Source organism: Ruminococcus sp. FC2018 (assembly GCF_000621805.1).
Lineage (GTDB): Bacteria > Bacillota > Clostridia > Oscillospirales > Ruminococcaceae > Hominimerdicola.
The window spans coordinates 27,237-41,624 of record NZ_JHXH01000005.1; the positions used below are offsets into that span (position 1 = coordinate 27,237).

A 14,388-nucleotide genomic window follows, 5' to 3' on the forward strand; every position below is an offset into this window, starting at 1 on the left:
TGTATGTACAAATTAGGCGTTAACTATGAATATAGCGTAAATAAATTGCGAGAGCATAATAACAGCACATCGATAAAGCGTTCGAGTGGAGAGACGAAACGATCAAGCGCTACGGGTTCAGCGCATTTGCAAGCTTTCAAAACGATTACCAAAACGAACACACAACGAACATTGCCGAACAAAAACAAACAGAAAACGAACGGCGCAAACAGCATATCTACGGGATTTGAGTTGCTTTGTTCGGTTGTTCGGCAAGGATTGTGATACACCCCTGCACTTGTGCTCACACTTGCGCCACGCTGCTCTGTACAGCGTTTTTGGGCAGCAACTCGGGTAACTTGTCGGCGCAAACAAGGCGCTCACAAATCGGCTCACAGTGCACAAGTTAGCGTCACCCCTACCGTCACCCGTCACCGTTACTGTCACCCTGAAAACAACGCAGGCAAAGGTTTTTCATAGCGTGGGTGACGGTAGTGACGGTAAAATCGCACAGGGTAGGTTACCGTCACCCGTGTCACTTTGAACAGATTTTGACCGCAGCTGTGCCGCACAAACTCTGTAAACTCGCCGCTTTCAAAAATATATGTGATCTGAGTTACTATACAGATAGTAATGTGCACCAGCGAAAAAGAGCACCCTTTCGGATGCTCTCTGATTCTATTATGGGTAAAAATTTTCGAAGTGTATAGTTTTGCAGGACATTTAAAAACCATTTGCAAGGACATTTTTAATCCGCCAAAACTCACATAAGTATTTTGAGCAAACAAGCAAACAATGCACGGCTATACACGCAGGCAAAGTCTTTACGAGTTCTCTGTCCGGCAAACAGCAAGCAAACGACGAGCAAACGTATCTACGCCATTTGGGCTGTCCGTCATTTTGACGGAATATGGTCGATGAATCACAGGCAAGATACGAGCAAACACAATATTACAATTATACTGCTATATAATGAACAGAGCCTGCTGATTCTTGTGAGAACACAGCAAGCTCTTTCAGTTATATTGTCGATTACAATTCTTTAAGATTTTTTATTATTTCCTTGCCTATCTTTGTTGCAGCGACAACACCTACAACTGCTGCGCCTGCTTTAAGTGCTGCGCTCCCAAGATCATTGGGATCATTGCTTGACATCTGATCCATTTTGCGCAGCTGCTGCTTTTGCAGGTCTATCTGCTGTTGCTGCATAGCCTCCATCTTCTCATAATGCAGATGCTCATCGTAACGCCTGAATGCATCACCAATATTACTTGCCTGTCCTGTTCTGAACAGCGTAATTACATAGTCGAGTGCCTTATCGTTTCTATATTGAATCGGCACAACATCGGGGTCAAAACTTGCTTTTAGTTTTTCATACTGCGGCTGGATCTCTTTGAGTTCCTTTCTTGCAGCTGCAAGCTTCTCCGATGCCTCTTTTACTCTGGTATCCTCTTTAGATCTGCCTATCATTGACCATATGTACACACCTCCGGCAAGAACAAGTCCACCGAGGAATGTCGCACCCTTATCTTCATTTGTTCCGATCAATCCGATAACGACCAAAGTCATAATGATTATTGGCACAACTAACGGACATTCGTGCATAAACTTGGTCTGTCTTACCGAATCCTTTTCAAGCTCCTTTACACGCACGCCCGTTGACAGGAATCTGTCCTTAAGCCTTTCAAGTTCGTACATATCATTTTTGTATTTTTCAAGCTTTGCTGCAAGTTTTTTAGCGGAAGCATTAGCCTTTTCGTCCTCATCAAGCTCACGTTCCACGATCGTTCCGCAGTAGGAACACTTGACAAAGGATTCTTCGGGGCGGATCTTCAGTAAAGCCCCACAGCTTGGACATTTATATTCAAACAATTCAGCCATAGGATCACCTCCGATACAGCCAGCTCAAAACAGCTATTTTACCTTAAACCCTCTGGCTATTTTCTTGTGTGCCTTGTCGGGAGATTCACGCAGCTCGATCAAAAGCATAAATGCGCCCTCACCAATAAGGTACTTTGATAGCTGTGACAGCTTTTGTGCTGTGTAGCCCTCTATCTCCAGAGAATCAGGTTTATACTGCTTGTTCTCTATCCAGTATTCAAACTCTTTTTCGATATCAGGATTTCGCCCGAGTCTTTCAATCTTCTGCTTAACAAGCGCCGGAGCAACGTTGTTGTCATTATAATACTTTTCAATTATACTGCTCATTTCATCGCCTCCGTAAACTTATCTGCAAAAGCCATTGCATCGACTTCCACATACTGATTCTGATATTCATAAAAATTGATAAACTCTCCGTCTTCGTTTTGTTCAGGTGAGATATAATTCTCCAGATTGACTCTGAAAAGTGCATCCTCATGGGTCTCGAGTTTTTCTGCTCTCATATGCTGGTAAGCGTGTCGAAGTTCGTGCGTTATTGTGTCCACAAGCTCTTTTGGATTTATAAAACCAGTGCGGTTAAGAATGATAGTGTTCTTTTGCGGATCGTATGCACCAAAGAAATCCTCGCTTTCTGTGGTCAGAATAACCTTGGGCTTGTCTGTTATCCCAAGCTCGTCGCTTACAGTGTCAACAAGCTTATTGATCGTATCGAGCCGCTTATTTTCATTCAAAGTCAGCCAGTTGGTAAGCTTAAAATCGCTGAGTATTTCCTTGACCTGATCGCTGACCTCATAATCAATTGATATGTCGTCATCAGACACATCGTAGATCTCTTCCAGCAGCTTGTCATAAGGCTCAAGCATCGCTTCACGGTGAGCTTTTTCGAACTCGGATTTCCAGAAAGAATCGATCTCATGAAGAGATGATTTATCCGGAGTCTTTATTTCCGTATGGTTTTCAACGCTCTCTATTCTTGAAAAGCCTGAACTTGCATCAGAAAACCTTATCATTCTTTATCACCTACTTTGGCATTCTGTTTACGAGCAATCAGTAGTTACATCATAATAGTTCAGCAAGAGTATTTCTCTTTTTGAATATAACATCATCGCTTAGGCTGTATTTTGCCCAGACTTTCTCAGCGACAACATAAACTATCAGATCGTTATCATATGCATCAAATAAGGGGATAATACCCATAGACTGAAAGTTTCTATCATACTCTTTAGATGCATTCTCAATTTCCTTAAATGAAAAAGCTCGTCTTTCTTCAGCGATAAAATCTGCATTATCTGCAAAAGAGATAACTTTCTCTGCAACATCACCAATTGGGGTATTGTACATTTCGGAGATGTTTTTTATTCTTCCCTCATCCTTGGGATATTTCATCATTTTATCAAGATATTCTTGTTTAGTCATTTTTATATATCTCCTTTAACTCTTTCAACTAAAGCATTGCAGCTTCCGCCTGAAGAATGGACTTCCTGGTGGCTTTTTACATCCATCGGAGTAATGTTTTCAGCTGTATTCTCACCGCCTAATTGCAATGGACGGATATGATGAGCGTCAAAATTATCTCCGGCTTTTCTGATCACATTACCTTCGCTGTTAGTAACATCATTCTCATATTTAGGCCATTCTTTATGGTTGATGTTTTCCCATTCTTGTCTAAGTTTATTCTTATTACCAACAAAATCTTCTCTCTTTTCGGCGACCTCTTCCGGCGTTTTGATCTCCAGCTTTGTTGTATCTATCGCATCAGAAGGAATAGTGTCAGGACATTCCGATTTGTTCTTCAGATCATCAATATAGTCCTTGATAAGATCTGACAAATCACGGCTTTGAATATCCAGCTGTTTATCATTCATTGAAACATCGTGTTTCCCTTGTGTTTCAGCTTTTGCCTGTTCGGCAAGGTCATGAAATTCTTTCTTCCAGAATTCTTCCGCTTCTTTGAATGACATTTCACTCTTTGCCTTTGAATCATCAAACTTTTCAACAGAGGGTTCTTTGATGTCTGATGTTTCATTTCTTCCAATCTCGCTTATCAAAATGTCCCACCTCCATTTCTATACTCTAATGCATAGCTCTGATATCTTCCTTCATACAAATGATCTCGAATAGCTTTTTCATGTATTATCAGTGCCATTGTCAGATCTATCTGCTTCTTGGTATAACCCTTGACTGAAGGCTCGAGCTTGTCCAAAACGGCATCGACCCACTCATGAATATCATCATGTTTGGCAGCCGCTTGTATAGCCTCTTCTGCCTTCAAGAAATCATAAACTAAGCATCTAAGTTCTGCGAATCCTTTCTCTCTTTCAGTCGCAAGATAATCAAGGAAATCAACTTTTACTATTGAATCAAGTGAAGAACGCAGTATTTGGCTTTTCAGCTCTTTGAGATCCTGCTTATCTCCTTTTTGAAACAATTCGTTGTCCATAATACACTCTAAGAGAGAGTCGGACACTTTATCATTCTTTCTGATCTGATCATTATTGTTGCTTGGGTCAAATGAATATGATTTGTCAGGAGTCTTGTATTCGCTTACTTTGCACAAGACAGGCTGTATCCATTCGTTTTGATAAACTGCAGCTACACCACAACGGAGTTTTGCAAGTTCTTCAATCTGCTCGTCATTTAGGTTTGCTGCTTTTCCTACGAGTTCACGATCTCCATGGTCGGGCAGACGCATGATAATTTTTGTGTTGGTGTTGCGGATAACAGACATATCCATAAGCCCAGGAGCTTGATCGGCAATAATAAATCCTTCGCCGTATGTACGCATCTCGGCGATAGCATTTGCAATCATTTCGACGCTCTTGCCCATTATATTAGAGCTTTCAGTTGGCTGTTCGACAGAGGTCCTTCTAAGTATGTTATGTGCTTCTTCAAGAACTGTAATATGCTTAAGAGTATTGTTGATAGCCGTATTTTCGCTGATTCGGTACTCCTGTAATTTCAATACGAGCATACCCATGATAAGTGATTTCGTTTCAGATGCACCAACTCTGCTTAAATCGATTATAACATTGCTGTCAAAGAGTTGTTTGCCTGTAAGCTCATCGGCTGAGAAGATCAGTCCGTTGATACCAGTGGTCAAGGATTGGAGCCTTGTGAGGAGCGAGCCTTTATAAGCGCCCTTGTTCTCCTTGTCATATTCGCTGGTATCAATGATTTTTTTGATATTCCTAGCAACATCAGCAAAAGATGGGTACAGATCATCAGCGTAGTTATTGACAGAAGACATCATATCCCAGCCACAGTCAAGATAAGACTTTTCAACTGCACTCTTTAAGACTGCGGGCATTGCTGCATACATCGGCCAGCAGACATTGAATATTTCCACGAGGCGGTCGATATGCTCCAAAACATGAACATCATCAGGAAATGAAAATGGATTGATACGCAATAATGTCGATTTTTTCGGATTTGTACCGAATACGGATAGATTATCATAATCACTGAATACATCTTTGTATTCGCCTTTTGCGGGCTCGATAACAAGGAACGGAATATTGTTTTTATATGCTTCTGAGAGCATTTGATATACGGTGTTGCTTTTTCCGGAACCGGTGCTGCCAGTAATAAATGTATGAGATGCTAGTGATTTTGCAGATAATTCAACGGAAAGCTTTTCTTCACGCATCATATGGAAGATATTGCCCAGTTGAAGCGTCTTAGGATCGGGATTACTCGAATCAAATGTGGACACACTTCGCCCAAAATCCGCACACTGGATGACCGGCAATCCTGCTACTGATTTCTGAGGAAAGTTGAGTGAGTATGCGAGTTCCTTGCCAGAAAGGCTTGTTGTGGCAGTTACAGCAGTGGGGTATACTTGATAATCCTTGCCCTCATCTGTATCTATAATTGAAGGATTAAGCCCGAAAACAGGGTGACGAAGTTCCCGTAGATAGCTGCAAATTACCTTAGCGTGAATATCCGAGCTTTCCCTATCGCCGCGCCATAGATTAACAGCGGAGCTGGACATATATGATGATTCTCCTTGCGTCAAGGAAAGATAGGTATGTGCAACATTGTTAGCAATATTTCTGTCTTGTGAAAGAACATAAGCGGCAAAATCCCACAGTCCTAATGCGGAGCTCTGCTCTAAACGCTTCATTTGCTCTTGCAGAAGCTCTAAAGCGTGCTGAATGTTATAATTCTCGAAGGATTGATCTATTCCTTCGTTTTTGCCAATAGATGCACTTACATTAGAGGAACGAGCAAAACTCATTCCAAAGTTCACGCCAAAACTTGTACTGCTGAATATGCCAGCGGTTTTAGAGAAGGCATTTGTTGTTGCTCTTCCAAGTGTTTTGGCAACAGCAGTACCTACCTGACTTGATGTTGTTTTAGCGGCAGTATTTGCAAGTGTTTTAGCAGATGCTTTTGTAACAGTTTCGGCAGCGCCTTTCATAAGTGTTTTAGCTGTGGTTTTGGTAGCTGTGTCTGCGGTGCCGTTCAAAATAGTTTCTGCAGTACCCTGAGTCAATGTATCAGCAGTTCCTGTTCCTGAAGCCTCTCCCCAGCTACCGCCGCCGCCACCAAGACTAAACCCAAATGCGGATGGAGCTACATTAGCGTTTCCGGTTTTGTTTTTTGATTCATTTGTGCTGTCTGTATGAGAACTGTTTTCAGAAGTTGTATTAGATGTTGATCTATTGTCAGTATGTGCATCTGAATTTGATGTCATATCAGACATAGATTGATTGTCAGTATGTGCAGTGGCATCAGATGTCGTATCTGAAGTAGTATTACTGTTGGTGTTTGATAATCCGCTATTTGTTGAATCAGTGTTGGTGGTACTCTCGTTGTTGGTTAATGAATTTGAATCGGTAGTAGAAGATGTTTTTCCGTTTTGTATTCCTGCACTTGCACCAACATTTATCCCTACAGTAGCAGATGAGCCTTGTGTGTTTAGTTCAGTAACTGTATAAGATGTCTGCCAGGCGGCATAGGGTTTTAATCCTGTATATATCTGAGAAAGCCTTAGTTTTCGCTCTTCCACATCGTTTATCGGCGATGCGAGCAATATAAGGGTGTATTCTTCTTCTGTTTTGCTGGGAACAATACCATCTAACAGCTTTTCGATTGTTTGACTGATAAACTTTTCTGATTTTTCGGTTGGAATGTTCGATGCAGAAGCAACAGAATACTTTGTTTCGTCTTTTAAGAAATGAGGAATGCCTCTTTCACTTTTTGGCTCAAATTCTGTGCCGGGGAAATTTCCTTTAACAGCATCTTGTAGACGCTTTACAAAAGTATCTGCGTCATCGTTGCTGTTGGCATTCTTTGTATTGGTGACAGCAAGATATACCTGTGTTAATTTACATGTGCGGTGAAAGATCAATGCAATATTACAGGTTTCATCAGAAAGAACAGCATAAACATTTACAAGTTTTTCAAGGCTGTTCTCTTTCTTATCAGTAACCCATTTAGTAATATTAAAATACCTGATATTATAGTCACATTGAAAATCGTCTTTTTGAAGAGGTGCATATAGAGAAGATAATTGTGGCAGGTATGCATTGAAAACCTCGACGCTGTTTGCTGCAAGGAGTTTTTCAGTTGTAGCCTGAGCTATAGTATCATTAGGATCAGGCATTTCAAGCAGGTAGTTTTCTCGCTTTTCAGCAACTTCATTCAATTGTTCAGGACTAAGTGCTGCTGCTTTTGAAATTCCATCTCCGAGTTTGCCGTTAACTTTGGAGACAATCTTCATTAATCCCATACTACTGTACCTCCAATCTTAGGGAAAATCAGTTCCACTGCATAAGATGCTCGATCTCTAACTGATATCCCAATAAACGTTCTTTTCTGTTTTTAAGGTTTAAAATCTGCTGAGCCTGAGTGTCAATCTGCTCCTGTAGTTTTCTTAATTCGGGATTGAGCTTTATAATGTTCGCTTTCAGTTCATTTAGCAAGCTTTGCTCCCAATTTTTAAAACAACCACCGTGGTTAGTATTCAGGTCACTTAACATTTGCTCAATATATTCATGCATTAATGTATTATATCTTGAAGTTAATTTGCGCAGATTAAGAGAATTAGATAAAAACTTTTTATAATCATCAAAATTGAAGTCTTTATCAGCAGTCTTATCGAATACGATAGCTTCATAACTAGCTATAATATCCTCAAGTTCTTTCTTTTTTTCTTCAGATATGCCTTCAGAATTTGTGACTGCATCAATCATCTTGGTCCGAAAGACATCTGAAGCATCGCTCCAATACTTTTCTGAGGCTGATTCAAGCGTGGCTTGATGTCGCTTAACTTCTGTGTCAAAATCATTTTTCACCTCATCAAAGAGCTTTTTTGCAACATCTGCGTCTATTTGCTTTTCAAGTTCCCATAGTTTTCGTTTTTTATCAAAAGTATCCTGAGTGTAGTGAATGGTATCTTTTGTAATTCTAACAGTGTGCTGTGCAGCTTTCTTGATAGTTGAAAATACGCTGCCAACAACTCCTTTTTTCTCATCTGAATCATCAGATTCCTCAATTCCGTTATCAGTCGAACTATTTGTTGTTTTCCGAGTATCAGATTTAATGAAACGTGCATCTTCTTTTTGTGCAGCATAATCGTTTCTTTCCTGAACATCATCTTCTATTTCTGATTGGCGCTTTTCAAGCATCTCACGCTTTTTTGCCTCTTTAGCGGAATTCGAGATTTCCTGCATTTCAGAAGTCGGAAAGAGATTCTCAAATTCATCACAGAGAGCTTCAGCTTTTTCTTCGAGTTTTGCTATACAACTGCGCTGTTCTTCTTCTAGTTTCTCGTTAAGAGTTTTCTTGGCAGCTTCAAAGCCTTTTTGGCTTTCATCAATACGTTTTGATGTTTCAGCTATAATCTCATCGAGAAAACGCTTGGACTGAGTACACTTATTATATGGTGAATAGATTTCTGCAAAAGTGCGTATTTCTTGTTCTATCCAGAATAATCCGCTGTTGGCAAAGGCTCTGTTCGATTCATTCTCAGAACGCTCAATACAGCGCGTTTTGATTTGTTCAGGAATTATATCATAGATATATAGGTTCATTGGGAACTCTTTATCAGTACCATCATAAGAATCTATTTCCTTTGAAAAGACTTTTCTATAGGATCTTTCGATTAACTTCTCATTCTCAAATTGCTTTGAACCCAAGCCTATAATAGAAGATACATAGAATATCCGATTTGAGTGGAGCGTTTTGCAAACTGTTTGTCTTGTTTTATAATCAATATCGTCGTTGTCAAATCCGCCTTCCGGAAGATTGGCATCATCTGCACGGTTAGCAATAACCATAGTAAAGCGATTATCAAAGCATTCCATACCAATTAGCTTTTCACATAAATCTCTACCCTCGACTTTATCAAGAGATTTATTATCTGTAATAAACAATATTAAACCATTAGTTAGGGAGCGCATTTGACGTTCGAGTGTTTCTGAATGATCAATATTCGTTGCAGAACCTTCGCCTGGAGTATCAAAGATAACATATCTGCATTGAGATTGCGATAATACTCCCTCTTTGCTGAACGGAAGTGTGATCTTAATTAGGGAGTCAATATCCTTCTCGGAATTTTCGCGCTTGCGTTTCTTTTTATGTTCCTCAATAATGGCAAGGAGTGCATGAATTCTTATGTGGACTTTCTCTGATGCAATATCATCAAGTTCCTGCTGGATTGAAGAAACAAATTCATCATCACATTTTCCCGCAGAAGATATAGTACAGCCTTTGCCTCTGCTATACTCCTCCATTGAAAACTTTATTGGATTCCCACAATAGTTGAATTCCACGCAGCCTGATTCTGCGTTCTGTGAACGAGTAATCTGATAAACGCAGTCGGTTACAGGATCATCACCGCTGGGAAGAATTTCTTTGCCTACTAAAGCATTTATAAAAGTTGACTTTCCTGAGCTATAATTACCGATTACGCATATAGGGATAACCTGTTTATCAACAGCATCTTCAAACTTGCGTCTATTGAGAGCAACTTGCTCATTAGAGTGAACACTCTCTTCAATCAAAGGCTGCATATCTTGAAAAATATCTGAAATCTTAGGGAGAATGTCTTTTGCGCTGTTAAGGTAGTGTTCTTGTGGTAAAAGCTTTATTTTGTCAGCATAGTATTCTTCTGAACATAGGTCTTTAAGCTCGTCATATTCATCGTCTGTTCCTTCAAAGATGATATTAACAACTTCTGTTCCTATTTTTTTCATGGCATATATTATGTCAATGATTTTCTTCACATTATATGGGAAGAAGCCATGGACTAATTCATCACTTAAAAGGTCGCTGTTATCTGTTTCGGTAACAGGGATAGTCGCATTAGTTTCCGGGTCAACGCTTTCAAATTTGATTTCCCTTTTATAGGGATCGCTTATTATCTTAAATTGTATCATATTCCACCTCCGAAATAGAATAAATGTGTTTCGCTGTAATATATTACAATTGTTTTTATATATTATACTACAAAATTGGTCAAAAAGTCAATTGCTTTGAAACGATTGCGACAAAATTTATTCGATTAATTTATCCATGGCTAACGCCAAAGAAGGCAAATAAATGTTATTAATGCTATGTTTGCATATGCTCAATTTACGATTGGCATATTGATTATTATAAGTTTTGTGGTATATAGATCAACAATAATGATAATTGAGAAGAGCGAGTTGCCATTTGGGCAAATCGCTCTTTGGTTAGTTAGACAGTATTGTTCAGTAAAAGCTTATTGCGTATCTACAAGTGTTACCAATCCGTTCTTTGTACCGTCTTTGAATTGTGCCTTAACAACTATATTTCCTTTAAGATTTCTCTCTTTAAGCTGTTTAAATAGCCAGTCAAATTCCTTACGGTCTGCATAGACATACCATCTGTCTGAATATGATCCGGTAGTCTCAGCAGAGAAGACAAAATATTTTGCTTCTGTATCCCTGTAATTATAATTGTAATAATCGTCCAATTCGTATGTAGCATCGGTTATTGTAAACTTTTTGCCTATATATGACATTGGATCATATTTTACATCCTTCCATGTAGGAAGATCACCGTATTTTTTATTGAACTCGTCCCTTGCTGAAGGGGTTGTTTCCGTGGTTGTAGTGGTTGCTTTTGGAGCAGAGGAGTCTATTGAAATATGCTTTATGAATTTCTCGTATTCCTCTTTTGCATTTTCCTCGGATTTATCACTTGAAATTACGATACCGATGCGGTGCTCATTGCTGTTAAAGTTAACCATATAAGAAGGCTTTGAATTGAAGTCTAATACACATATCAATGCCTTTTCATCGCCAATCATAATCTTTTCCATGCTTTTTGCCTCTTCGGACCAACTAGCTATCGTGGTATCACTGTGCCAGTTATCGGTTAAAATAACACCTTTCGCTATTCGGATTTTTCCGAAGCTTGTTTTATACCAGGTCAAATTATCGCTGCTATTATCTTCATTTGATTCAACAGCATCCTCGGGAAGATAGAGAGTAACATTATCTATTTTCACCTCCTTAGTGTAGTTGTCGCCCGATGATGAACTATCAGACGATGTGCCTGACCCGCTGCACCCTGCAATGCTGACAGTCATAACTGCCGCCAACAGCATTGTTAATAATCTCTTTTTCATGTTTCTTACCTCCTGTTTGATAGTTATAGTGTTTTTTGTCCTGAAACCAGTATACCACACCCAGAACCCGCAATATAAAAATGGATTCCAAAAGAAAACAGCAGGCTCTTTGCGAACCTGCTGTCAGTCATTGGGGAAAAGCGTTTCCCGATAGTATGGATTTATAAACCTGAATACTTTATTATCTTTGTTTTTCTCTGTCAGCTCGTCAAACTCGGCGATCACCTCTCTGCACTTGTCGAATTCGCCCATCTCAAAATACACATCAGCCAAACAGCTCAGCAAATGTGCGTGCTTGTCAATATGTGCATAAACATTGGGATATTCTTTGCAGATCTTTATGCCGCCCAAAAGCGCTTCCACCGACTTGTCATAATGCTTGTGATTGCAAAAGCACTCTGCCGAGGGGATAAGTACGCTGTCGATGAATTCAAGAGGGGAGTCGAAACATTCCTGTGCTGTCTGTGATGCGCAGGATGCAAAATAGTATGCATTATCCCAGTCAGGTTCTGCAAAGGTGAAAAACCACGCCATAGTCATAAAGTAGTAGCAGGTGACCTTGTCATTCCTCTGACATTTTGCATCGAGCACCATATCCGATACCTTTTGCAAAAGGTTTGCAGCCTCTTGTTTGTACTGGGGATAGCAGCGGCTTATCACACTTATCGCATCAAGATACATCTGTATCAGATATTTTGTTTTGTGTTCATCTGTTGACTGCTCCATCTCGTCTGCCGCATCAAGCAGAAGATTTGCAAACTCCTCAAGCTGCTGTTCTTCCTCGTCATCTATCGGATCATACCTGCCGCCGATGCGTACATCGTAAAGGGTGCCAAGCAGCGAAAGATACATCGCCCTGACAAAGTGCCGAGGGTGCTTGTCCTTGAATCTCTCTGCATCCCTGACGATAAGCTCTATCTGTATCTCATCGTCCATTCCTGCGTATATATCCGTAAGCAGCTTGTATGTGTCCATTACACGAACGTCCGAAAACGAGTCGGCCCATTCCCAGTTCTGCGCCGCCTCCGCAATAACAGGGTGAACGTAGTAAGTGCTGTCAGAGTCGTCAAAATAGATCCAGCCTTGTTCTTCAAGTGCCGACAGCGCACCGTCAAGGTCGCAGGCATAGCTTGAAAAGAAATCCGAGAGCATCTCGCTTTCAAGCCCACGCACATCTGCAAGCGACAGGATTTTGAGCATATTCTTTTCATCATCGCTCATCGAGCCTGCATCAAACAGCACGGAAACAATGCCCGAAAGGGTGTCATAGACCTGTTCGCCGTCCTTGAAATTTTCGATCCTTTCACCCGAAAAGCGTGTGAATCCGATGTCCTGGATAAGCTCGCAGGCGCCTTTTGCGTCCAGCTTTCCCGCAGCTATCTGCCGTGCGATAAGCTCCAGCACCAGCGTGTGAGCGAACACACAGGTTATTATCTTTTCAAAATGCTCACGCTCGTCCTTGGCGATCCGCCTTCCGAGATTGAGCGAGATAAGCTGCATCAGCACATCAAGATCTGCGATAGAAAGAATTTCAAGGTAAGCAAAGCTGTTTATCGGCGGCTGTCTGCGTGAAACGATGATCGTGTCATATCCGCATTCGCAGATAGCCGACAGCTCCCTGCTTATCAGCGCATTGTAGTTGTCCACCACGAACAGCACTTTCTTTTGCGCACATATCCGCTTGAACTGCGACAGCTTGCGTTCAAAATACTCTTTGATGCTCTCACCGTCAAGCCTGCGCATAGTGCTTATCTGAAGCTGCATATCACTTGCAAAGGTGGACTTGATATCGCCGTCAAATTCAAGGTAAACTATCACATCGTACTCTGCCTTTTTGCGGTGGATATAGTTGCGCACTATCGTGCTTTTGCCGATACCGCCCACGCCGAAAACAAACACCGTGTGCTGCTCATCAAGCAGCTGCGAAAGCGCCTTCATCTCCCTCTCACGCCCGACAAAATTGGGCGAAATATGCGGAAGATGCGGTACAACAAAATCCTTTTCACAAAGCACCTCGCACAGCTTTTCAAGCAGTTTTGCAAGCTCATCGGTGCTTTTGAACCTGTTGCTCGGTGACGAGCGCAGAGTGCCTCTGAACAGTCTTGTGAAAAGGTTCTGCACCTCGGGGCGCTCGGTGAACAGCTTGTATTCTTTTTTGCATTTATCAAACGGATATTTTGAAAATCCTCTGTGTTCGCTGTCGGTCGAGTGCTTGCCAAAAAGCAGAAAGAAAACTATCTCGCCCAGCGTAAAGATGTCCGTCTGAACGCCTATTTTTGATGCACCGCAGGAGTCGAGCTGCTCGGGTGCTGCCCAGCTGCGTGTGTATGAAAACATACCTGTCTGTGCGATAGAGCTTATCTCTTTGATGCTGTCATAGTCGATAAATTCAACGAGCTGTGTTACGGTATCGTCGGGAGTATTCTGCATAACGAATATGTTCTCGGGTTTGAGGTCAAGGCAGAGAAAACCCTCGCTGTGATAGTATCCGACCGTCTTTGTTATCGTCAGGCACAGCTGCATATACTGCAAAAGGCTGAGGTCAGAGAGCTTGTCAAGCGTCGTTCCGCCAAAGCAGGCAACATCAATGAAGGCTGTTCCGTTCGCCTCAAAAATATGGCTGACAGGCGGCGTCTGATTGGTCAGCGCTGAACGCTGTCTGATGTCGCTTTGCATTTTTCCCGAGGCGATAAAACGCTGCTTACCTGCATCGAAGTTCTCGGTACTCTGCGGCGTGAATTCTTTGAGAATGCACTTGGTCACAAGTCCGCCTGACTCGCAGTTGGCAAGATACGCTGTCGTGTTCGCACCCTGTCCCAGCAGCTCGAGCACGGTATACTCACGGTCGTCTGTATTCAGTTTTTGTCCTGTTTTCAGCATAGCACCGACCTCCTTTTGAAAAGTATACCGCATATGCAGTTGGGGTT

At 41.3% G+C, this 14,388-nt stretch carries 9 protein-coding genes; all 9 read right to left on the reverse strand.

Features of this window, described 5'->3' with window-relative positions; translation table 11 throughout:
- Positions 1–1,011 precede the first annotated feature (1,011 nt).
- A complete protein-coding gene (locus T494_RS0104595) occupies positions 1,012–1,860 on the reverse strand; it encodes a zinc ribbon domain-containing protein (protein WP_028505285.1) in 849 nt (282 codons plus the stop codon).
- Positions 1,861–1,893: 33 nt separating this feature from the next.
- Positions 1,894–2,187 carry a hypothetical protein gene (locus T494_RS0104600; RefSeq protein ID WP_028505286.1) on the reverse strand — a complete coding sequence of 98 codons (294 nt, stop codon included), beginning with the start codon at positions 2,185–2,187 and terminating at the stop codon, positions 1,894–1,896.
- The gene (locus T494_RS0104605; protein WP_028505287.1) at positions 2,184–2,870 is read right to left on the reverse strand and encodes a DUF6782 family putative metallopeptidase; all 687 of its coding nucleotides are present in this window, start codon (positions 2,868–2,870) and stop codon (positions 2,184–2,186) included. The genes T494_RS0104600 and T494_RS0104605 overlap by 4 nt, the downstream gene beginning before the upstream one ends.
- 49 nt (positions 2,871–2,919) lie before the next feature.
- Positions 2,920–3,276: a hypothetical protein gene (locus tag T494_RS0104610; RefSeq protein WP_028505288.1), complete on the reverse strand. Its 357-nt coding sequence runs from the start codon at positions 3,274–3,276 to the stop codon at positions 2,920–2,922.
- A gap of 2 nt (positions 3,277–3,278) precedes the next feature.
- Positions 3,279–3,908: an HNH endonuclease signature motif containing protein gene (locus T494_RS0104615; RefSeq protein WP_028505289.1), complete on the reverse strand. Its 630-nt coding sequence runs from the start codon at positions 3,906–3,908 to the stop codon at positions 3,279–3,281.
- Positions 3,905–7,594: an ATP-binding protein gene (locus tag T494_RS12285; RefSeq protein WP_051540078.1), complete on the reverse strand. Its 3,690-nt coding sequence runs from the start codon at positions 7,592–7,594 to the stop codon at positions 3,905–3,907. The genes T494_RS0104615 and T494_RS12285 overlap by 4 nt, the downstream gene beginning before the upstream one ends.
- Positions 7,595–7,622: 28 nt before the next feature.
- The gene (locus T494_RS0104625; RefSeq protein WP_028505290.1) at positions 7,623–10,244 is read right to left on the reverse strand and encodes a dynamin family protein; all 2,622 of its coding nucleotides are present in this window, start codon (positions 10,242–10,244) and stop codon (positions 7,623–7,625) included.
- Between the two features lie 326 nt (positions 10,245–10,570).
- Positions 10,571–11,461, reverse strand: a complete 891-nt coding sequence (locus T494_RS0104630; RefSeq protein ID WP_028505291.1) for a hypothetical protein — start codon at positions 11,459–11,461, stop codon at positions 10,571–10,573.
- A 123-nt stretch (positions 11,462–11,584) separates the two neighbouring features.
- A complete protein-coding gene (locus T494_RS0104635; protein ID WP_028505292.1) occupies positions 11,585–14,341 on the reverse strand; it encodes a hypothetical protein in 2,757 nt (918 codons plus the stop codon).
- Between the last annotated feature and the right edge of the window lie 47 nt (positions 14,342–14,388).